The organism is Heyndrickxia acidicola (assembly GCF_001636425.1).
GTDB classification, from domain to species: Bacteria; Bacillota; Bacilli; order Bacillales; family Bacillaceae_C; genus Bacillus_AE; species Bacillus_AE acidicola.
Genome location: NZ_KV440953.1, coordinates 4422620 through 4444874 on the forward strand (window position 1 = coordinate 4422620; position 22255 = coordinate 4444874).

The 22255-nt window shown below is 43.5% G+C and carries 18 protein-coding genes and 1 riboswitch; of the genes, 11 read left to right on the forward strand and 7 right to left on the reverse strand.

Going from position 1 to position 22255, the window contains the following annotated elements; translation table 11 throughout:
* Positions 1–181: 181 nt before the first annotated feature.
* Entirely contained in the window at positions 182–1333 is a 1152-nt protein-coding gene (locus A5N88_RS20585) for a trans-sulfuration enzyme family protein (RefSeq protein ID WP_066269509.1), read from the forward strand.
* Between the two features lie 134 nt (positions 1334–1467).
* Here A5N88_RS20585 and A5N88_RS20590 read toward each other — a convergent pair whose 3' ends face one another.
* The 3 genes from A5N88_RS20590 to A5N88_RS20600 form a co-directional block, all read right to left on the reverse strand.
* Positions 1468–2037, reverse strand: a complete 570-nt coding sequence (locus A5N88_RS20590) for a hypothetical protein (RefSeq protein WP_066269511.1) — start codon at positions 2035–2037, stop codon at positions 1468–1470.
* Between the two features lie 194 nt (positions 2038–2231).
* Positions 2232–2444: a helix-turn-helix domain-containing protein gene (locus A5N88_RS20595; RefSeq protein ID WP_066269512.1), complete on the reverse strand. Its 213-nt coding sequence runs from the start codon at positions 2442–2444 to the stop codon at positions 2232–2234.
* A 9-nt stretch (positions 2445–2453) separates the two neighbouring features.
* Complete coding sequence (locus tag A5N88_RS20600; protein WP_066269514.1) at positions 2454–2909, reverse strand: DUF2975 domain-containing protein; 456 nt, start codon at positions 2907–2909, stop codon at positions 2454–2456.
* A gap of 326 nt (positions 2910–3235) precedes the next feature.
* Between A5N88_RS20600 and A5N88_RS20605 the strand changes: the two genes are divergently transcribed.
* From A5N88_RS20605 to A5N88_RS20630, 6 genes are all read left to right on the forward strand, one after another.
* Positions 3236–4084, forward strand: a complete 849-nt coding sequence (locus tag A5N88_RS20605; RefSeq protein ID WP_066269518.1) for a YitT family protein — start codon at positions 3236–3238, stop codon at positions 4082–4084.
* Positions 4085–4216: 132 nt separating this feature from the next.
* Positions 4217–4894 (forward strand): GntR family transcriptional regulator, encoded by a 678-nt coding sequence (locus A5N88_RS20610; protein WP_066269521.1) that lies wholly within the window; start codon positions 4217–4219, stop codon positions 4892–4894.
* A 370-nt stretch (positions 4895–5264) separates the two neighbouring features.
* Positions 5265–5379: riboswitch (SAM riboswitch) on the forward strand.
* A 145-nt stretch (positions 5380–5524) separates the two neighbouring features.
* A complete protein-coding gene (locus tag A5N88_RS20615) occupies positions 5525–6829 on the forward strand; it encodes an O-acetylhomoserine aminocarboxypropyltransferase/cysteine synthase family protein (RefSeq protein ID WP_066269523.1) in 1305 nt (434 codons plus the stop codon).
* 13 nt (positions 6830–6842) lie between these two features.
* A complete protein-coding gene (metX, locus tag A5N88_RS20620) occupies positions 6843–7931 on the forward strand; it encodes a homoserine O-acetyltransferase MetX (RefSeq protein WP_066269525.1) in 1089 nt (362 codons plus the stop codon).
* A 1-nt stretch (position 7932) separates the two neighbouring features.
* Positions 7933–8934: a homoserine dehydrogenase gene (locus A5N88_RS20625; RefSeq protein WP_066269527.1), complete on the forward strand. Its 1002-nt coding sequence runs from the start codon at positions 7933–7935 to the stop codon at positions 8932–8934.
* 1134 nt (positions 8935–10068) lie between these two features.
* Positions 10069–10476, forward strand: a complete 408-nt coding sequence (locus A5N88_RS20630; protein ID WP_066269529.1) for a DUF4275 family protein — start codon at positions 10069–10071, stop codon at positions 10474–10476.
* A gap of 457 nt (positions 10477–10933) precedes the next feature.
* On the opposite strand, the gene A5N88_RS20635 is transcribed toward A5N88_RS20630, so the two are convergent.
* The 4 genes from A5N88_RS20635 to gabT all read right to left on the reverse strand — a co-directional run bounded on the left by A5N88_RS20635 (position 10934) and on the right by gabT (position 16725).
* The gene (locus A5N88_RS20635; protein ID WP_066270741.1) at positions 10934–12328 is read right to left on the reverse strand and encodes an APC family permease; all 1395 of its coding nucleotides are present in this window, start codon (positions 12326–12328) and stop codon (positions 10934–10936) included.
* A 364-nt stretch (positions 12329–12692) separates the two neighbouring features.
* Positions 12693–13481 (reverse strand): carbon-nitrogen hydrolase family protein, encoded by a 789-nt coding sequence (locus A5N88_RS20640; protein ID WP_066269531.1) that lies wholly within the window; start codon positions 13479–13481, stop codon positions 12693–12695.
* 67 nt (positions 13482–13548) lie between these two features.
* The gene (locus tag A5N88_RS20645) at positions 13549–14940 is read right to left on the reverse strand and encodes an NAD-dependent succinate-semialdehyde dehydrogenase (protein WP_066269535.1); all 1392 of its coding nucleotides are present in this window, start codon (positions 14938–14940) and stop codon (positions 13549–13551) included.
* A 480-nt stretch (positions 14941–15420) separates the two neighbouring features.
* Positions 15421–16725, reverse strand: a complete 1305-nt coding sequence (gabT, locus tag A5N88_RS20650; RefSeq protein WP_066269537.1) for a 4-aminobutyrate--2-oxoglutarate transaminase — start codon at positions 16723–16725, stop codon at positions 15421–15423.
* Positions 16726–16853: 128 nt separating this feature from the next.
* Between gabT and gabR the strand changes: the two genes are divergently transcribed.
* The 4 genes from gabR to A5N88_RS20670 all read left to right on the forward strand — a co-directional run bounded on the left by gabR (position 16854) and on the right by A5N88_RS20670 (position 22197).
* Positions 16854–18263 carry a MocR-like transcriptional regulator GabR gene (gabR, locus tag A5N88_RS20655; protein WP_066269540.1) on the forward strand — a complete coding sequence of 470 codons (1410 nt, stop codon included), beginning with the start codon at positions 16854–16856 and terminating at the stop codon, positions 18261–18263.
* A gap of 185 nt (positions 18264–18448) precedes the next feature.
* A complete protein-coding gene (locus A5N88_RS20660) occupies positions 18449–19891 on the forward strand; it encodes a S41 family peptidase (RefSeq protein ID WP_066269541.1) in 1443 nt (480 codons plus the stop codon).
* Positions 19892–19997: 106 nt separating this feature from the next.
* Positions 19998–21203 carry a PDZ domain-containing protein gene (locus A5N88_RS20665; RefSeq protein WP_412733837.1) on the forward strand — a complete coding sequence of 402 codons (1206 nt, stop codon included), beginning with the start codon at positions 19998–20000 and terminating at the stop codon, positions 21201–21203.
* A 250-nt stretch (positions 21204–21453) separates the two neighbouring features.
* The gene (locus A5N88_RS20670; RefSeq protein ID WP_066269545.1) at positions 21454–22197 is read left to right on the forward strand and encodes an IclR family transcriptional regulator; all 744 of its coding nucleotides are present in this window, start codon (positions 21454–21456) and stop codon (positions 22195–22197) included.
* The last annotated feature ends 58 nt before the right edge of the window (positions 22198–22255 follow it).

A 22255-nucleotide genomic window follows, 5' to 3' on the forward strand; every position in this document is an offset into this window, starting at 1 on the left:
TTTTACAGGGAAATTCCTTAAAACGGTTCTTTTTCTATTTAATGAAATTGACAAATTTGTAATAGAGTCGTACAATCGACTTATTTGAGTCTACTAGTAAATTTGACGATTTTATAACAATTTTTCAAAAAGTTAATAGATTGTAAGATAAAGTGTAAGGTGTAAATAGAGGTGCCAAACAATGGAGAGCTCATTAGATACTAGAATCGTTCATAGTTTTCAAGAAAATGCGTCGGATATTGGAAATGAATCGGCTCCTTCTTATCAGACTTCATCTTTTTCGTTCGCTTCTTTAGAGGAATTGGAAAAGTATTTTAAGCTGTACCAGGGGGATTCTGCCAATCGGGCAAGCCAGCCTGGAAATGCCGTCATAGATGAACTCGGACAGGCTGTTGCCATGCTGGAAGGAGCTCCTGCGGGAGTGGCAGCGGCAACGGGGACATCAGCGGTTTTGACAGGCATTATGGCAACAGTATCGGCTGGAGACCATATCATCGCGGCTGAGGATATTTTTGGCGGAACATATCGCCTTTTAAGTCAGGAATTAAAGCATTTTGGAGTGGAAACAACATTCATTTCTTTTCATGATTTAGAGGCGGTTAGAAAAGCCATCCGGCCTAATACCCGTCTGCTTTATAGTGAAACGGTTACCAATCCGTTTTTGCGGGTTGAAGATATTGATGGCGTGGTGCAGATTGCAAAGGAGAACGGGCTTTTAACCATGATTGATAATCTGTATGCTACGCCGTATCTTTCACAGCCCTTTAAAAAGGGTGTGGATCTCGTTGTGCACAGCTCGGCCAAGTTTATTGGCGGCCATAGTGATGCTGCTGCCGGTGTTCTGGCTGGGAGTGAACCTTTGATTCAAAAAGTACGGGAAAAGATTGTGAATATTGGTGCACAGCTGAGTCCGTTTGAGGCTTGGATGACCTGCCGGGGAATTAAAACGCTTGGCCTTAGAATGGAGAAGCAGACAACGAATGCCCAGGTACTGGCAGATGCTTTGATGGGGAACCCGCTTGTAAGCAGGGTTTACTATCCCGAGTTCGTTTCGAAGAGGGGGAACGGGGCGGTTATCACCATTGAGTTAATGGACCAATGTGATATTCACCGCTTCTTTTCTTCACTGAATTGGGTGAAGATCGTGCCTTCCTTTGCAGGCGTAGAGACCACTGTGTCCTATCCGCTTGGAACCTCTCACCGTGCGCTTTCACCGGAGATGCAAAGGAAAATCGGCATCACAAAGCAGGTGGTGCGTATCACTCTCGGTATTGAAAATTCGAAAGATATCATCGAACAATTTGAAGCTGCCCTTCGCCAATCGGCGGAATAATAGCAGCCAAAAAAGAAAGCTGTCCGGCAGTAAATGCCTGGGCAGCTTTTTTTAACAGGTGATGCTTCAGCACAGCAAAGCACAAAAGGGGTCAGACCCCTTTCGTGCTTTGCTGTGCTACAGTTAAAAACCTATCATGCATTTCGAGTTTTGTATAGTTTCTTCATCACTGAATAAAGTACGGCCAGGGCAATGGAAAAAAGGACAAAACAGGCAATCCATGCTGCGAGAATGAGGTTTCCGATGCTGCCAATCAGGCTTTCGGTTTCTTTCAGGGAGCGGGCACCGACAATGAAGCCGTGATTATACCTGACCGCTACAGTAGCGTATCTCAGATCTCTTTGAGGCTGCCAAGTGACCTTTTCCTCGCCCTTTAAAGCCACATTTTTAAGAACGTCTATGGGATAGTGGGGGATTTGGCCATTGATCGTGCCTGAGCTCGCCACTGGTGTCATCTTCTTATCATAAATCATCACAAAGGTATCCAGGCTTTCAGATGCATCCAGCTTATTGCCGGGCAGAGCGGATTCCGGACTCGTTCCTCTCTGCAGGGCCAGCTTGGCATCAATGGCCGACTCAAGCGGCGCCTGATTGGCACCAAGCCTTAATGTTTGCTGCATGACAAGGTACGTTAAAGTACAAGTAAATGTCACAAAGAACATGATGACAATCCATAACAAAAATATTTTTTTAAAATCATTCATACTCTCGCCTTCTTTCCAAGATTTTACGTATTGGCTGTTTTCGCATAGATTATTGCTTTACGTATAAAGAATCTTTCCGTATGTGGTCTATTTTCGTGGCATCTTTTCGTAAGTTATTTAAAAGTTTTAATACAGAATCTCGATTTTTAAATTTGTGTCAGATAGCAACAAAGTTTACGAAAAGAGCCTTAATATTACTCGTCATCGCTTCTGTATTCCAAAAGATCTCCGGGCTGGCATTCTAACACTCTGCATAAGGCTTCCAACGTGGAAAATCGTACAGCCTTGGCCTTGTTTGTTTTCAATATTGATAAATTGGGAAGAGAAATTCCTACCTTCTCTGCTAACTCCGAGGCACTCATTTTTCGCTTTGCGAGCATTACATCCACATTTACTACAATCGGCATCCTGCCACCTCAAATCGTATAGTCATGTTCTTCTTTTATCTCCTTGGCGTCCTTCACCAGCTGGGATAGCAGCAAGCTCACAAGCCCAATCATAAAGGCGGCAACCATCAGGGTAAGAGACAATAAGTTTTTCAAAATCGAAATCGTTCCAAATGCGTATAAAACAAAATCGGAAAAAGCGCATAGGCCGATCCAGTTAAGGGCTTTTATACTGCTTAGTGTAAAAGGTTTGTTTTCCAAAAGATTTTTACAAAGTCTTTTTACGTTTAAAAGCAGCATGAAAAATGGAACAGCTGTTGCATACAGAAAAAGCATCAGTATCCACGCTGGCTGGGAGGGCACGATTCCTGCCGTTTTAAAATAATCCTGGACAAAAAGTGGCATAAGCAAAAAAGAGATTCCCGTTAAGGCTAAAAAAATAAGAACAAGAACATGCATGCTTCTCGCCAAAAAATGAGGTTTCACAACATCCACTCCTGATTATGGTTTTGGGCTCGTTTTGTAAGGATTTACTGTACAAAAACAGCCTGATATTTAATCACATTATAAAAGTTTATTTATCGTTTATCAATAAATATTTAATAATAAAGGTTGAAAATTATCTGTTTAAAGGAAAGTCTGCCGTTCTGTTAAAGGGAAGGAAGGCGTAAGAGAAGATTAACCTGGTTCATGAAAACAGCTGAGAGAAAACGAAAAGCTAGGTCTTTACATCTTTTTCTTACCCCTTTATAATCATGAATTGTAGAACAATATGGTACCACAATTAATTGTGTTTAAAAGGAGGAGATTTTATGAAAAATAGGTTGAAGGATTACGCCATATTAAATGCGGGAATTATTCTTATTGCCCTTCATATACATTTTTTTTCGGCGCCAAATCATTTTGTCTTTGGAGGGGTGAGCGGAATATCCATTATCCTTCATCATTACGCGCCTAATTTGCCGCTTGGATTCATATTGATGGGATTTGAGACGATAATCTTTATAGTCGGGATGCTGACGATCGGAGTAAGATTCGGGTTGAAAAGCTTTTATTGCAGTTTTTCGCTCTCTGTTTTCTTATTGCTTTTGGAGAGGTTCTGCCCAGTGGAGGCTCCTCTCAGCCAGGACAAATTAGTGCAGCTGATTGTAGGGCTTTTTATTGATGCGGTAGGGCTTGTTTTACTGTTTCGCCAAAATGCTTCATCTGGAGGCACCGATATTATTGCCATCATTTTAAATAAATTCTTCTCGGTGAAAATCGGCACGGGGATTATCATGGCAGACTTGCTGATTGCCTCATCATCCTTTATCGTGTTTGGATTTACAGACGGACTCTATTCCGTTCTCGGTATTTTTGTACTCAGTCTGTTTGTAAACTATGTAGCGGCGCAATTTGACTTATCCAAGGAAGTCACCATCATCAGTGAAAAAGGAGAATTAATCAGGTCCTTTATCGTGGATGTATTAAATAAAGGGGCAACAATCCATACGGGCAGAGGTGCTTTTACAAGCCAGGAGAAAAACATTATTACAACCTTTATGGGACGGGGAGAATACATCAAGCTGAAAAAATATATTCTGGAAGTCGACCCTCATGCGTTTGTCACTGTTCACAATACCTCAGAAATCATTGGCAATGGCTTTAAGCGGGCCATATAAAAAAATGCAGCCGCCCTTCTATGGGCAGTGTTTTTGTATTCTGAACGCCGCCGTTTGTAATCATGCAGGATTAAGGTATGATAATATATAAACGAAAGACCAAGTAAAGCGAGATGAAACGGCGGTATACATATGGAAACGAAAAAGTCGATGGAACAAGTAGTATATAATACTCTAACCAATGCCATCATCAGCCGCAGGCTTGCTCCTGGCACGCAGCTGATTGAAACGACCATTGCAGAGCAATTGAAGGTGAGCAGGACGCCTGTACGCAATGCCATTCGAAAGCTTGAGCAGGAAGGGTTTGTGAACGTTATCCCAAATAAGGGGGCCTATGTCATTCAGCCAAGCATTGAGGAAATGGTCCAGGCCTTTACAATTCGCCAAGAACTTGAGCTGATTGCAGTAAAAGAGGGATTCCATAAGGTGACAGAGGAACAGGTTCGCGAGATGGACAGACTGGCCAAAGTGGAGGAGGCTTTCTTTGAAAATATAACCCTTCAGGACTACAACCGGGCGAACCGTGAATTTCACTCGACCCTGGCGAAAGCATCAGGAAATCGGTTCCTCATTGAATTCTTAAATAAGATATTGTCTCAGATTGATATTTACCTGCTCATTTATGATGCCTTCCATCATTTTGAACAGGGAAGCAGCCATGAATGGGCGGATCATTCAGCCCTTGTTGAAGCCGTTAAACAAAATGATCAAAACCTGTTCGAGGAGAGATTAATCAACCATCTGCAATACAGCCTTGAAGAGCTCAAAGTGGATATTATCAATTATCAGCCCCTGCAAAATTTATTTTAGCAGGGCTTTTTTCTGTTCAAGGTACGGACATCCTTCGGCACAAGCAGGCTCCTTTCTGTCCAGTGGAATGCAAGTGCCTGGAGCAGAAGCCAATAGAGAACTATACCTTGTTTTTACATGTACAAAAACAGTCTGAGCAAAAAACGTAATGAGCCCTTCTTATTAGGTTTTCTGTATTCAGCAAAAAAAATTTTTTACTGCAATGATGTAAACGAACATCCCTTTAACATCGCCTTTTCATTCCATTTCGTATTCTAAAAAATAATAGAATCTTCGAATTTCTTAAAAAGCATGGTTGACTTTTCCTCTGGGCTCCACTATAATCCATTTCAAGATGAATTTTAATTTTTCATAAAATTGAATGAAATTACTCTTATCGAGAGCGGCGGAGGGACTAGGCCCTTTGAAGCCCGGCAACCTTCAGGCAGGAATGCTTGAAAAGGTGCTAATTCCTACAGATCTAACCAGGATCTGAAAGATAAGGGGAGGATACGAATATACGCCCTCTTCTTATGAAGAGGGCTTTTTATTTTCCCCCCTGCACTCCTCATCCTAAGATATTGCAGCAAAGAGGAATTTCTCGATGCACGTCCTATTTCATTACCCACAAAAAATTAGGAGGAATGCAAAATGACAAACGAATCAAAAGCACTTCGCCCAGAAACTTTATTACTTCACGGAGGACAACAGCCTGACCCTGCAACAGGATCACGTGCTGTGCCTATCCACAAAACGACTTCCTATGTATTTAAAGACACAGACTATGCTCAAGGACTATTCGCACTTCAGCAGGAGGGATTCATCTATACACGTATCGGGAACCCGACGGTAGATGTTTTTGAAAAACGCGTTGCTTTGCTTGAAGGAGGAACAGCTGCTGTTGCCGTATCGTCCGGTGCCGCAGCGATTGCCTTTTCCATCCTGAATGTGGCCGAGGCAGGCGACGAAATCGTGGCTGCCAGCAATCTCTACGGCGGAACCTATAACCTGTTTGCCGTAACGCTGCCAAAATACGGCATCACGACAAAATTCGTTGATTCATCCGATCCGGAAAACTTCCGCAAAGCGATCACGCCAAAAACAAAAGCGATTTTCTCTGAAATTATCGGAAATCCAAGCCTGCAGGTGCTGGATGTTGAAGCCGTTGCAGATATTGCACACGAAAACGGGATTCCGCTGATTGTTGATAATACATTTGGTACACCATATTCCACAAATCCAATTAAATGGGGCGCTGATGTAGTGGTTCATTCGGCTACCAAATGGATTGGCGGACATGGAACAACCATTGGCGGAGTGATTGTGGATGCCGGCAAATTCGACTGGAACAGCGAAAAATTCCCTGGCTTCAGTGAACCGGATCATAGCTACCATGGACTTCGCTATGGAGTGGATGTGCCGCAGGCTGCGTTTGCCACAAAGCTTCGTGTACAGCTCCTTCGCGATTTTGGTCCTGCGTTAAGCCCTGACAGCGCATTCCTGCTGCTTCAAGGACTGGAAACCCTGCATTTGCGTGTACCAAAGCATACTGAAAATGCTCAGGCGGTGGCAGAGTTTTTAGAAAACCACCCTGCAGTAGATTGGGTAAGCTATCCTGGACTTTCCAGCCATCCATCCCATGAGCTGGCCAAAAAATACTTTAAGGACAGCGCAGCGGGCTCCATCGTAACATTCGGCATTAAAGGCGGAAGGGACGCGGGACGCAAGGTAGTCGACAATGTTACCCTCTGGTCACATGTTGCGAATGTAGGGGATGCAAAATCTCTTATTATCCACCCTGCTTCTACTACCCACCAGCAGCTGAGCGGCGACGATCTTAAACAATCCGGTGTAACGGAAGAACTGGTTCGCCTTTCTGTCGGTTTAGAAGCGAAAGAGGATATCATCGCCGATCTGGAACAGGCCATTCTAAAAGCAGCTGCTGTTTCTGTTTGATCGGGAGCCGCAAATGGAATTACATCAGACGATAGCCGACAGGGACAGCAGGGTTTTCATTGGGCAGCTAAAGCTGGAGTCAGGTGTGGTGCTGGATAGTGTTGAGCTGGCTTACGAGAGGAAAGGGCCGCTGGACGCACCAGTCATACTGGTCTGCCATGCCTTAACGGGAAACCAATTTGCCATTGGATCAACGGAAGAGCCCGGATGGTGGAGCGGGCTGATTGGTGAAGGAAAAGCAGTCGACATACAGAAATATCAGGTGATATCCTTTAATGTTTTAGGTGGATGCAACGGATCAACCGGTCCGTTGTCCCACTCCCCTGAACTTCAGGAGGCCTACAGGGGGGCTTTTCCCTATATTACGGTCAGGGACATGGTACGCTCTCAAAAAAAAGCATTAGAGGTTCTGGGAATTCATTCGTTAAAAGCCGTAATGGGCGGGTCGCTTGGCGGCATGCAAGTACTGGAATGGGGCTTGATGTACCCAGACATGATGGAGCATTTGCTGGTTCTTGCAGCAACCCCTGCTTTCAGTGATTATGGGATTGCTTTTAACCAAATAGGTATTGCTTCTATAGAAAATGATCCTAATTGGAAGAACGGTAACTATTCATCTTCGGAAGAGGTAAAGGGATTTCATGTAGCCAGAATGGCCGGAATGGTCACGTACAGGAGCTCTATTCTATTTTCCAAGCGGTTTGAGAGAAGGGTGCAGTCTTTAAATGTTGAAGTTCCCCATTATGAAGTGGAGTCCTATTTGCAATATCAGGGTGAAAAGCTGGCAGGGCGATTTGATGTAAACAGCTATTTAACGCTTTTAAGAGCCATGAACAGCCATGACATCGGAAGAGAACGGGGAGGCTGGAGACAGGCAGCCGCAAACTATAAGGCACATGTCTCTGTTTTTACCTTCCAATACGATTTAATTTATCCTTCTGATCAAATGAAAGAATTTGTGGATGCTGTACCCCATGGGGATTATTTTTACATTCCAACAGAATTTGGCCACGACGGCTTCTTAGTTGAATTCTCTAAATGGGGAAGCCTGCTTCAGGAACAGCTGGACACGAAAACAAAAATAGAATCAGGGAGGAATTAAATTGGCCATAAAAGTCGCAATTTTGGGGTATGGCACTGTGGGAGAAGGTGTGTACAAGGGCATTCAAAACCACCAAGAGCAGCTGATCGAAAAGCTTGGAGATGCAGTAGAAGTAGCCGGTATTTTAGTCCGTGATCCTCTGAAAAAACGGGATGTACAGCCAGGCACCTTCATCACCACTCGCTTTGAAGAGATTCTAGCCATTCCAGGACTTCATGCTGTATTTGAAGCCATTGTAGGAAAAGAGCCCGGATACACCTACCTAAGCCAATGTATCGAAAAGGGCTGTCATGTCATCACAGCCAACAAAGTTTTATTTGCGAAGTATGGCAATGAACTCTTGAAAAAAAGCAAACAGCATGGTGTTCATATTGGCTATGAAGCCACAACAGCCGGAGCAGTTCCGATTATCCGTACACTTCAGGAGCTTTTAAAAGTCAACCGGGTTACCCGCATCCAAGGGATACTGAATGGAACGAGCAACTTCATCTTAACCGAAATGCGCGCCAACCGGCTTTCTTTTGGAGAGGCTTTAAAGCTGGCCCAGGATAATGGATATGCAGAAGCAAATCCGGAAAACGATGTAGAGGGCAAGGATGCAGCCTGCAAGCTGAAAATATTGTGCCAGCTTGCGTTTGGGTGCACGCCGGATTGGGAGGAGGTTGAGGTCGAGGGCATTGCTGCTATTACATCCGGGGAAGTTCAAAAAGCCGAAGCAGAGGGCTTTCGATATAAACATATTGCGGATATCAGAGCAGAAGGCGGCAAGCTGAAAGCCTCTGTAAAACCCATTGCAGTCAGCTCTGCACATCCATTATTCTCTGTTGAAGGGGTCGATAATGCCATTACACTTGAAACAAGCCTGGCAGGAAACCTGACGCTGCAAGGAGCCGGTGCAGGCAAATTCCCAACGGCCAGTGCCATGCTGGAGGACTTTTCAGCAATACTGGAAAAAAGCCTGCGAACTAAAATACACTTGTTATCAGCGCGGGTTCCTGTGTAAAAGGTAGAATCAATAATATAGAAGAAAAAAGGGCGTGCATAAGCTGTACGTCCTTTTAGTGTGCAATTGTTAGCTGCTAATAAAAATTACTTTTATGTTAAAATATTACATACAAGCAAGTGAAGGAGATTCGCAGGAATGCAGTCAAGGATGGGAGAAAGATTCTCATAACAGTTGGGTGGATCGCTGGCATAGGTGCCTTAAATTTCTCACCTAGCAGATGATAGAAAAGGATGATTAGTGACAAATATTAAAGTTCTATCTTGATAGGATTGGATATACAAGGCTCCTGCTAGAAGCAGCGAAGATGTCCAGTCACCAGCAGGAAGATCAGGTCACAACCAATGTCTCCGTAAAAGGCCAATGTAGAATTGGATTCAAAGTTGATTGGAGCGAAAGGCACGAAACTCCTGCGGGATTAGCGTGTTTGCGAAGACCCCGCAGGAGCTTGCGACGAGGAGGCTCCCGGGCCGCCCTGCGGAAAGCGAGTGCCTATAGCGTAAATCAACCAGCAGGAAGATTAGGTCACAACCAATGTCTCCGTAAAAGGCCAATGTAGAATTGGATTCAAAGTTGATTGGAGCGAAAGGCACGAGACTCCTGCGGGATTAGCGTGTTTGCGAAGACCCCGCAGGAGCTTGCGACGAGGAGGCTTCCGGCCGCCCGCGGAAAGCGAGTGCCTATAGCGTAAATCAACCAGCAGGATGATCAGAACGCAACCAATGTCTTCGTGAAAGCCAATGTTGAATTTGATCCCAAAGTTGATTGAAGCGAAAGGCACGAGACTCCTGCGGGAAAAGCAGGCATAGGAAGACCCCGCAGGAGCTTGCGACGAGGAGGCTTCCGGCCGCCCGCGGAAAGCGAGTGCCTATAGCGTAAATCAACCAGCAGGATGATCAGAACGCAACCAATGTCTTCGTGAAAGCCCAATGTAGAATTGAATTCAAAGTTGATGGAAGCGAGTGCCTCCAGCGTAAATCAACCAGCAGGATAATTAGAGCGCAATCAATGTCTAAGTAAACTCCAATGTTGAATTGAATTGCAAGTTGACTGAAGCATAAATCTGGAACCTGGAGAGAAATTGAATATTCTGGATGAAAAGCGCCAAACAAAAGAGAAAGGCGGAACAGCTTTTTGCGTTATAAAAAATTACAAGTTAAAGAGATTCCTAAGTGGAGCGGATATTTGCGTGAACAGTGGAGAAGGCATTTTGCGAAGCACCTAACGAAAGAAGAGCAGCTCTCGATTGGCATGGATTGTTTTTTGTGGTATCTTTGCAGCTGGAAAAAGGTTCAATGCTATACAAATGAAGAAGCAATCGATGCATTTAACCGCCAGCAAAAGAAAAGCTGCACAATCTTTTACCAATACACAGATGAAGCCTATTTGATCGAAAAAGCTGAATCTCTTGCAATACAAGAATTGCCTTATTGCAGACAACATATGTACTATGGTGATATCTATATAATGGATAAAGAATATAAATGGACTTTCGTAATGACACATGAAATTGCATGCGGTCCATATTTTATTCAAAGCTGATTTCATCCTAAATTGCTGCCTCTTTTTATGCTTCTCACCTGTTTTTCTGCAGAACCTGTTTGTTTCATCATTTTTTTATTGAGTTTTATTAAAGCTAAAAGTTTACATCTTGAATCTAGAGGAAATCAACCAGCAGGAAGACCAGAACGCAACCAATGTCTTCATGAAAGCCCAATGTAGAATTGAATTCAAAGTTGATGGAAGCGGAAAGCGAGTGCCTATAGAGTAAATCAACCAGCAGGAAGATCAGGGCAAATCAAATGTAGAATTGAATTCAAAGTTGATGAAAGCCAGTGCCTATAGCGTAAATCAACCGGCAGGAAAATCAAAGCACAACCCAATATCTTTTTTTCTCTCAAGTAGAATAAGGATTTCAAAAACAAAAATAAAAAAACAGCCATCATCCCCTTAGAATTCAAAAGGGAATAATGGCTATTTTATTAAAATGTGTTTTCAATTAAAATGTGTTTTCAAGCGGCCTCTTATCCAAGCTGCCTCTGCTCTTAGGTACCTCAGCATTTTCGCCATTCATTTCTGGCGGTGCAACTTTAAACATTTTTGTTAAGAACATGAGATAGATAAACCCAATGGCAGCCCAGACAAGGCCAAGAATAATCGCATTTTTATCTAAGTGTATGAGCAAATAGAAATCGAAAAAGGCGCCAAATAAAGGAAAGATAAGATTCGTAATCAGATGTTTTCCTGACCGCAGTCCTTTTTTTACAAAATAATGGGCGATGACAGATAGATTTACAAATGTAAAGGTCACGAATGCACCGAAATTTATAAAAGAGGTTGAGGTCGTAACATCCATTTTCAAGGCGATGAGGCCTACTACTGCAACCAATAGAATGTTGAAAATTGGTGTTTTGAATCTGGAATGAAGAAAGCCAAAAACCTTTTTTGGAAGGACGCCGTCACGGCCCATTGCAAAGATTAAGCGGGAAGCACTGGCTTGTGCAGAAATCCCAGATGCGAATTGAGCGGTGATCATTCCTGCAAGAAAAATGGCGCTGAATAAATTCCCGCCGACAACAGCCGCAATTTCCAGCCCGGCAGAATTAATGTCATGGAAATTCTTATAATCCGGGTAAACAAGCTGAACAAAGTACGTACAGACGATGAATACCGCACCGCCAAACAAAGCGACTAAAAAGATAGCGCGCGGGATATTTTTTCTGGGATTAATGGTTTCTTCAGACATAGTCGAAACAGCATCGAAGCCCAAGAACGAGTAGCAGGCAACAGAAGCTCCGGCTAACACGAGTGAAAATGAGCCTGTCCCATTAAAAAACGGAGTCATTGAAAACAATGTTCCCATTCCTCTGCCATGGATTAAACTAATGATCGATAACCCGATGAACAACACAATCACGAGCAGCTGAAATAACATCATTAAAAAGTTAACCCGGTTTGAGACGCGCAAGCCAATAATATTAAGAAAAGTCGTCACGAAGATAAAACCCAGTATCCAAACCCATATGGGGATGGAAGGGAAGGCGGCCTTCAGATAAACGGCCCCAATTAACCAAATGACCATTGGAAGGAATAAATAATCGAGCAGTACAGCCCATCCTACTAAAAACCCTAAGTGTCCGTTAATGGTTTTGCGTGTATAAGTATAGGCTGAGCCTGAAATAGGATATGCTTTTACCATTTTACCGTAACTGTATGCAGTGAACAGCATGGCAATTAAAGCAATAAAATATGCGGTAGGGACGGTACCCTTTGTTGTTTCTGCGAGGACGCCGTATATGCCAAACACAATCATGGGTGCCATGTAGGCTAAGCCGAATAAGACAAGTTGCGGTAATGTAAGTGATCTCTGTAACGTTTTCTCCTCTGGCTCCATAAAATCAACCTCTCTATCATGTTGGTTTTTGCTGCTGCGGATATTGCATTTTAAACAGTAAGTTACAAAGTAGCCTTTTAAAGCGCTTATACTCAAGTCTTTTATCAAATTGGCTTTTAATTTTCCTCGGTACAAATGCCCCTTTGGACCTTTGCCTGGTTGTCATGAAGGAAGCGCGTGTATCCGTTCCAATCAATAGAGCTAAAAATCATGAATATTCCAATTTTTTAGCATAAAATGGCATCTTTTCGTAAGCTATTCACAAATTTTGATACTGACGTGATATTGTAATCATTTTTTGTGTCAGATAGCAGCATAGTTTACGAAAAGAGCCTTTACTTATTTGCCTTAAATTCAACAAGGCTTACGAAAAGACCTTTGTTAAATTGCCTTTAATGGCTGGATGCAGGTTTTCCGTATAATCAAGCTTCGGATCCCGATGTCCATCTAATGAAATGTCGGCGGTTTGAATGCCTTCTTCTTCTCCGAGCTGAAACAGGGTATTGCCTTCCTGATCAACTGCCATGCTCCTTCCAAAAAAGAGGAGATCATCCTCTTGGCCAACGCGGTTACAGATGACGAGCGGCAGTTCATTTTCCAATGCACGGCTTTGCATGTATATCGCTTGATGATTTTCGTAAGGGATCATATTGGCTGTATTAACCAAGATGATTTCTGCCCCATTAAGACGTAAAAGCCGGGATACCTCTGGAAATTCCAAGTCATAACAGATCATGACGCCGATCCTTCCTATCTTCGTGTTAAAAACAGGCCAGGAATTCCCTCGTTTAAAATGTATTTTTTCATTATGGAACAGATGGGTCTTCCGATAAATGCCGGCCATTGCTCCTTCATCCGTGAGGAGAGCACTGGAAATATAATAGTCACTGCCTGCCTTTTCAGGAAAAGAGACAAGAGCATATAGATGCAGCTCTTTACAAGCAGCCATAAGCGTCTTTAAGGATTCTCCATCTTTTGTTTCAGCAAGAAGGGAGAGCTTTTCTCCCACTGAGTAGCCCGTTAAAGCCATTTCCGGAAACACAACGAGATGGGCCTCTTTTCCTTTTGCTTCTTTCAAATAGTCCATCATTTTTCTAAGGTTTGCTTTCGTATCCCCAAGCACAGGATTAAATTGTGCGACAGCAATTTTCATCTTTACTGCCCCCTTTGACGTTTTTATAGGGCTAAAATATACAATCAGCTAGACGAAAACAGCCTTTTTATAAGTTGCCGATCGATAAGTATTTTGTTTCTAAGTAAGGCTCAATGCCTTCCAGTCCGCCTTCGCGCCCAAGCCCGCTTTCTTTCATGCCGCCAAAAGGCACATGGGCTCCTGACGGGGCACCATCATTCCAGCCGACAATACCGAAATCCAAGTGTTCACTTAAATACGTACCGGTGCGATAGTCATTGGTAAAGAAATAAGCGGCAAGACCATACGGCGTGCTATTGGCAATTTCCACGGCTTCATCAAGCTCTTTAAAGCTTACCACTGGTGCCACGGGACCAAAGGTTTCTTCCTGCATGATTTTCATCGAAGGAGTAACATTTTTCAGGACTGTCGGATAGACGAAAAAGTAGCCTTGGTCCTTATCTGCATCATATTGGTTGCCGATCAGCACTTCAGCGCCTTTTACCATAGCGTCATCGATCTGTAACATAATTTTATTAAATCCCTTTTCATTGATAATAGGACCAATTTTCGTTTCTTTGTCCAGTCCGTTTCCTACTTTTAATTTCCGTACCTCTTCTACCAGCTTAGCCGAGAAGGTATCCAGAATACTTTCGTGAACTATGAGGCGATTGGCGCATACACATGTTTGCCCCGCATTTCGAAATTTGGACGCGATGGTTTGTTGGACGGCGAAATCAAGATCTGCATCTTCACAAACGATTAAAGGAGCGTGTCCGCCTAATTCCATGGTCACGTGCTTGACGGTATCCGCGCTGTTTTTAATCAGGGACTTGCCAACAGGAGTAGAGCCTGTAAACGTAATTTTTCTTACATAATCACTGCCTGTGAACAGCTCGCCTACTTCCTTGCCGTCTCCATTCACATACTGGATGGCATCCTTTGGAATTCCAGCCTCGTGAGCGAGTTCGATCAATTTCATAGTTGTTAAAGGTGTTTCTTCAGCCGGCTTCACGATGAAGGTACAGCCTGCTGCTAAAGCAGGTGCTGCTTTTCTTGTCATCATGGCCGCTGGAAAATTCCAAGGAGTAATGGCAGCGACTAATCCGATCGGCTGGCGGCTTACGATAATTCTTTTTGTTTCGCTTGAAGCGGGGATGGTGCGCCCGTATATTCGTCTCGCTTCTTCTGCATACCAATCGATGTAGCTTGTGGCATAGTCCACTTCACCTAGAGATTCATGTAAGGGCTTTCCATTTTCTTTAGTCATAAGAACAGCGATTTCTTCTTTGTTTTCTTGAATTTTTTGAGACCAGCTTTTTAATAGTCTTGCACGCTCATGGGCATTCACTTTTGACCAGGATTTAAAGCTTTCGTGGCCATTCTTTAGAGCCTGTTTGATTTCTTCTTCTGTGTTGATCTGTACTTCTTGGACTAAGCTGCCATTGGCAGGGTTTTTTACTTTAAAGAATGTTGTCATATTTATTCACTCCTGAGTTAACATTTGGCTTTATCCAGCACTCTGGTTCTCCTGCAGGTTGATGTTCGCTGCAGGCACTCGCTTTCCGCGGGCGGCCGGGAGCCTCCTCGTCGCAAGCTCCTGCGGGGTCTCCCTAAGGCCAGCTAATCCCGCAGGAGTCTCGTGCCTTTCGCTCCAATCAACATGGGTTGAAAATCTTAATTGGGTTATTACAGAGACATAGTCAGCGCCCTAGTCATCCTGCAGGTTGATTTCCGCTGCAGGCACTCGCTTTCCGCGGGGCGGTAGCGGACCCTCATCATAGCAAGCTCCTGCGGGGTCTCCGCAAACCACTGATCCCGCAGGAGTCTCGTGCCTTCCGCTCCAATCAACATGGGTTGAAAATCTTTATTGGGTTATTACATAGACATAGTCAGCGTGCTAGTCATCATGCAAGTATTTGCTTGGTTGCAAAATCAGCCTACTATATTAACAGTGTCATTAAATAAAAGATTTTTCAAGAATAGCCAGTCCTTTTGCCAGCTCCTCATCGGTAATGACGAGAGGTGCCAAAAAGCGGATGATATTTCCTTTTAGGCCTGCTGAGAGGAGAAGTAAACCGTTTTCATTTGCTTTCTTAATAATTTCAGCGGTTTTCGCTTTGTTTGGCTTTTTGTTTTCACGGTTCTCTACGATTTCAACAGCTACCATAGCCCCGAGGCGGCGGATTTCACCGACATACTCATGCTTTGCATAAAGTTCGTATAGTTTGTCTTCAATTTTCTGCCCAAGGATTTCAGCCTTAGCCGATAAATTTTCTTCTTTTACGATATCGATGACTGCTAATGCAGCAGCACATGCGACAGGATTTCCTGCATACGTGCCTCCGAGTTCACCAGGATCGGCTACATTTAAAATATCAGCACGCCCTACAATTCCGCTTAAAGGGAGACCTGCAGCCAACGATTTTGACACGGTCATTAAATCAGGCACGACATCAAAGTGTTCAATGGCAAAAAGTTTTCCTGTCCGGCAAAAACCTGTTTGAATTTCATCTGCTACAAATACAATGCCATGCTCTTTACAGAATTCACTCACGGCTTGAACAAACCGTTTTGGCGGAATCACAAAACCGCCCTCGCCCTGAACAGGTTCCATCACTACGCAAGCCACTGTTTCAGGAGCCACTGTTGCAATAAAGAAATCCTTAAATTCCTCTATCACATGATCAATATAAGCTTCGTCGCTCATTTCGCTTGGTTTGCGGTACAAATAAGGGAAAGGAGCTTGATAAATTTCAGGTGCGAATGGCCCGAATCCCAATTTGTAAGGCTTGACTTTACTTGTCATTCCCATTGTTAAGTTTGTTCTTCCGTGGTATCCGCGTACAAAGGAAACAACAGCCTGCCTGCCTGTAAAGCGCCTTGAAACCTTGATGGCATTCTCTACAGCTTCTGCTCCTGAGTTAAAGAAAATAGCCTGCTTGTCAAAGCTTCCAGGAGAAATTTCGCACAGCTTTTCTGCCAGGCTGATGTACCCTTGATACATCATAACATTAAAGCCGGGATGTAAAAATTTATCCACCTGTTCCTTAACGGCTTCGGTCACTTTTTTATGGCTATGGCCGACATTCAGGGTTCCGATGGCACCGGCAAAGTCGATATATTCATTGTGATCAATATCTAGTATAGTGGCACCTTTGGCACTGGAGGCAATATTCAGATTTCCATTGCTTACTCCTTTGGGCACATATTTTAAACGCTTATCTTGTAATTCCTTCGTTTTTGATAGGTAAGATTGAGTCATGAGAATCCTCCTTAATATAAGAAAATATAAACTTATTAATCAGTTTACAATTATCTGATACAATGAAAAGTACCAAAAATGATTTTATTTAGGTACCAGTTAAAATTCCATTCATTGGGGGTGCTGTAATGTTCTTTTTTACTATAGATAAAACAAAGGACTCAAATTATCTCTACCATCAAATCTATGAAAATATTAAAGGGAGCATCCTGGATGGGAAGATTCATGCCCATGAACAATTGCCTTCAAAACGGAAGCTGGCTGATGAATTGAATGTCAGCGTTAATTCGGTTGCCAATGCCTATGGACAGCTGCTTGCGGAGGGGTATATCTATACAAAGGAAAGAAAAGGCTATTTTGTAGAAAGTATCACTCAGTTTATCAAAAAGGATTATCAACTAAACAAGCTGCCGCCTGATTTAAAAGAGGAATGCATGGAAAAAGAAGGATGGCTCTCTCTTTCTCATATGACCTCGGATATTTCGCTGTTTCCATTTAAAGCATGGATGAAATGCCAAAATAAAGCAATCAAGAACCACCTGCACGAGCTCTCAGAAATTCCCCATCCGCAGGGACCCTACCTTGTAAGGCAGACGATCAGCCGTATGATTGCCTTAACACGGGGAGTCGTTTGTGAGCCGGAGCAGATTGTGATTGGTGCGGGTACACAATTATTAATACGACAACTAATGGGAATGCAAAGGAAAAACACCATCATTGCGATGGAGGATCCCGGGTATTCCCGCTTTTATACTTTATTAAGAGGGCTGGATTTTGATATACGGCTGGTCCCTTTGAATGAACAAGGGATTAATATTGAAGAAGTTGAATCGGTAAAGGCCAATTTTTTGTTTGTTACGCCATCCCACCAATTTCCGACAGGCACGATTATGCCTATTTCCCGTCGGATTCAATTACTTAACTGGTCAACTGAAATGGAAGACCGCTATATTGTAGAGGATGATTATGACAGTGAGTTTAAGTATGAAACAGACCATATTCCTTCCTTGCAAAGCCTTGATCGTAATCAGCGCGTTATCTATACGGGTACTTTTTCAAAAAGCTTATTTCCGGGGCTCCGAGCCAGTTATATGGTATTGCCGCCGGATATCTTAAGAGAGTACCGCAAAGCGTATTCTGATCTCATGCAAAATAGTAATTTACTCAGTCTCTTTACCCTGCATTATTTTATTGAAAGCGGTGAATATGCAAAGCATGTAAAAAGAATGAACCACTATTATGAAATGAACAGAAGAAGTTTAATCAAGCACCTTAAAAAGCGATTCAAGAAAAACATCACCATTCATGATGTCCCTGCAGGTCTGCACTTCTTTGCGCAATTTAAAACAGACAAAAGCTATGAAGAAATAGAAAAAAGGGCGAATGAAGAGAAATTAGAAATCTACACCATGAAACGGTTTATGTTAAAAAATAAGGTCAAAGAAAAAAACAGAGCAGGGATGGTCATCGGATTTGCCAATATTCATAAAGATAAAATGGCAGAATCAATTAATCGGCTGGAGCGGATTATATATTAGCAGCGTTCATTTCATCCTTTTAAGCGAAGAGGCCAAAGGGGGGATTCCTTCCCGTCCAACCCTATTCATCTTAAAAAACAAAAATCATAACCTGTCCCTTTTCTTCATATATTCATAGTAATGACAACAGCGGTATTCTTTCCGAATGTCAGGAAAGAAATCCTTACTGATTGAGGAGGGCAATGATGGAGCGAAAATGGTTGGCTTTGGTGATAACTGGATCGTTATTGACGGGAGCCGGCGGTACCTATGCCGGGATGAAATGGTACGAGGATAGTCCGGGGTATGTAAAGAATCAAACTGATCTAAGCAGCCACTCCAAAACGGCCGCAATGCCGGATATGACAAAAATTGCACAGGCCTATGATTTAATAATGAAATCTTATGTGAAAAAAGTAGACGAGCATCAGCTGGTGGATGGTGCCATCCAGGGAATGGTCAGTACATTAAAGGATCCTTATTCCGTTTATATGGATGCCCAAACAGCGGCCCAATTCAATGAATCACTGGATTCCTCCTTTCAGGGAATTGGTGCAGAGGTTACCTTAAAGGATGGAAACATCGTCATTGTATCACCTTATAAGGATTCACCAGCAGAAAAAGCAGGATTGAAGCCAAACGACCAAATCCTATCCATCAATGGAAAGAGCACAAAAGGCGAGGACTTGTATCAGGCTACCAAAAATATTCGCGGGAAAAAGGGTACCACTGTTACGCTTGTGATCATGAGGGAAGGGGCTCAGGCGCCGATCACGGTGAAAGTTCTGCGTGATGAAATTCCTGTGAATACAGTGAATGGTAAGATGGAAAAATCGAATGGAAAAGCAATCGGCTACATCCAAATTACGCAGTTCGCCCAAAATACGGCTGCTGATTTTGAGAAGGAGCTCAAATCAATGGAAGCACAGCATATTAAGGGACTCATCATCGATGTGAGAGGAAATCCGGGCGGACTTTTAACAAGTGTACAAAGCATATTGGATAATTTCGTTACAAGCTCCAAGCCTTTGTTCCAAATAGAAGAGAGAAGCGGGCAGCGTGAAAAAATCTATTCTAAGCTGAAGACGAAGAAGCCATATCCTATTGCGGTCCTTGTGGATAAAGGCAGCGCCTCGGCCTCCGAAATTCTTGCAGGTTCGTTAAAGGAATCGGAAGGCTATGCATTGATCGGGGAGACGACCTTTGGTAAAGGAACTGTTCAGCAAGCTGTTCCGATGGGAGATGGCAGTACGATTAAATTGACCATGTTTAAATGGCTGACTCCAGACGGGAACTGGATTCATCATAAAGGAGTAACACCGACGATCGAAGTAAGCCAGCCGGACTATTTTGGTGTCAGTCCTCTTGAGGTAAATAAGGAGCTCCTAGAGGATATGAACAATAACCAGGTCCAGACAGCACAAAAAATGCTGAATGGACTGGGATATGCTCCTGGCCGTGAGGATGGATATTTTGATAACCAAACCGCCATGGCCGTAAAAGCCTTCCAGACACAGTCCAACATTCCGAGCACAGGCATTATTGACACGCAAACAGCAAGGTCGCTGGAAGAAGCCGTGATGAATGCAGTGAAAAATGAGGCGAATGATCTCCAGCTTCAGGTAGCGCTTAAATATGTAGCAAAATAAAGGTATCAGGTGACGGGACATGAATCGATTGGAGTCCCTATCACCTGGTACCTTTTTTTCTAGCAATCTGCTACAATAGTTATACTAAACAGTCCGAATAAAGGAGGTGACCCGTTTGATAGGTGAATGGTTGATTGAATGCCTTAAGGGTATCGGCAGATTTTTTCTGAACCCGCTTTTCTATCTTTCTATTATTCTTGCAGTCGTTTCAGGGGTACGGAGGATGAAACGGGAACGCAAGGACTTTCATGTCAGTATTTATCCCATTTTCCATGAGCTTCGATACCTGTTCCCGGCAGGTTTATTGGGAGGATTGACCCTTTCAGTTATCGCCATGGCTGCAGGCTTCACCATTTCATTTGCCATGATTGCAGCAGCGACATGTACAACGATTATATTAGCGATAGCAGGAAATCATCGTCTGTTGTCTCCCGCCTTTACGCTGGGAGCGGCTTTTGCAGCTCTTTATGCTGTGAAAACGCTGGGTCTGCATCTTCCGCTGTTTGGTTCGGCTGTCTCTCAGACTCCTCAAAACAGCCTAGCTGGTTTTGTGATTTTGATGGGCCTTTTGCTTTCAGCCGAAGGAATTTTCATGTCACGCAATAGCTCGAAGTCAGGATCGCCAAGGCTGAGAAAAAGCCGCCGCGGCTTGACGGTGGGAGCATTCCAGTCGAAAAGGCTGTGGCTTGTCCCGGTTTTCTGCTTAATGCCTGCTGGACCTTTGGTTTCGCATTTTCATTGGTGGCCCGTTATTGATTGGGGCGGCCATTCCTATTCTGTTGTGCTGCTGCCATTTTTAATTGGCTTTCAGCAGCAGATTCAGAGCAGCCTTCCAGAAGAGGCCGTCACACGACTTGGCAGACAGATTGCAAGGCTTGGCGTCCTGGTTAGTGTGGTGGCGATAGCCGGCATCTGGATTCCGTATCTTCCAGTAGCTGCTGCCGCAATCGCCATAGCAGGACGGGCATGGATCTCATACCGCCACCGGGTGCGGGAAAATGCCAACCCTTATTACTTTACACCGCAAAAAGAAGGCCTCATGATATTGGCAGTCATTCCAGGGACGCCTGCTGAAAAGATGGATATCAAAACGGGTGAGCTCATCTTTAAGTGCAATGGCACCCGGATTCAGCACAAAGCCGATATCTACAAGGCGCTGCAAAAGAATGGCGCCTATTGTAAGCTGGATATCATTGATACAAAAGGTGAAATCCGCTTTGTCCAAGGAGCCTTGTACGAAGGTGACCATCATGAACTCGGCATTATAACAATCGATGAAAAGAAGAAATGGGACGGAAATGAAGCGTCCTGATACGATGTACGAAAAAGCCATTTTCCTTCGGGAGATGGCTTTTTATAATAGGATAAGTTTGGTTTCGCTCGTAAGTTCCTCATTTTCGCCCGTAAACTCTAGTATTTCGCCCGTAAGCTTTCTAGAAAAGCAGAATGGCTTCTCAGTATGCACGAATAATAATAAAATTTACCCAATTTCCGTTGATTCCAACTCTAATTTTTGTTAAATTTAGACTAATCAAACATAAATTCAAAACACAAGGAGAGTTATGGTACAGTCTATTGATCGAGCCGTAGGAATTATTAGATTACTGGATTCTGATGACAAAAAAGGAGACTGGGCCATTTCGGAGATTGCTGAAAAAACTTCTCTTCCAGTCAGCACCGTGCACAGACTGCTCAATACGTTGATGAAACACGGGCTTGTCTCACAAACTCCTGAAACAAAGCTGTATAAAGCTGGGCCGTTGTGGATGGAAATCGGCCTTCACCAGCTGGAAAAGATCGATTACAGAACAGTAGCAAGAGAAGCGATGAAGCAGCTGTCCTCTGAAGTTGAGGAAAGCGTCTATCTGAATATACCTCATGGAATGGACTCGATTATTATTGAGAGAGTGGATAGTCCATCGAATGTCCGAATTATTGATAACTTAGGAGACAGGATTCCTCTTTCCATTGGTGCAGCTAATAAAGCCATACTATCGAAAATGGATCGGAAAGAGAGACAGGATATCATCCGCCAGCTGCTGTCTTCGTCACCTGAACAAATGAAATTGTTTATGGACCAATTAGTGAGCATTGAGCAGCAGGGCTATGCTTTAAGCTTCGGTGAGAGAACACCGGGAACGGCAGCTGTGGCTTCACCCATTTTAGGATTTCATAATAAAGTAGTAGGTTCTATCAGTATTGGCGTGCTGAGCCAGCGGATGAACGATGCTCGCATGCCATTGCTTATTGAAAAAGTAATGCAAACAGCAAATGAAATATCTGCAAAAATCGGCAGTACGATGTAAACCGTCGTTTATTTATATCCGTATAGTGGAATGCGTTTCCACGATTCGGAAAAACGAG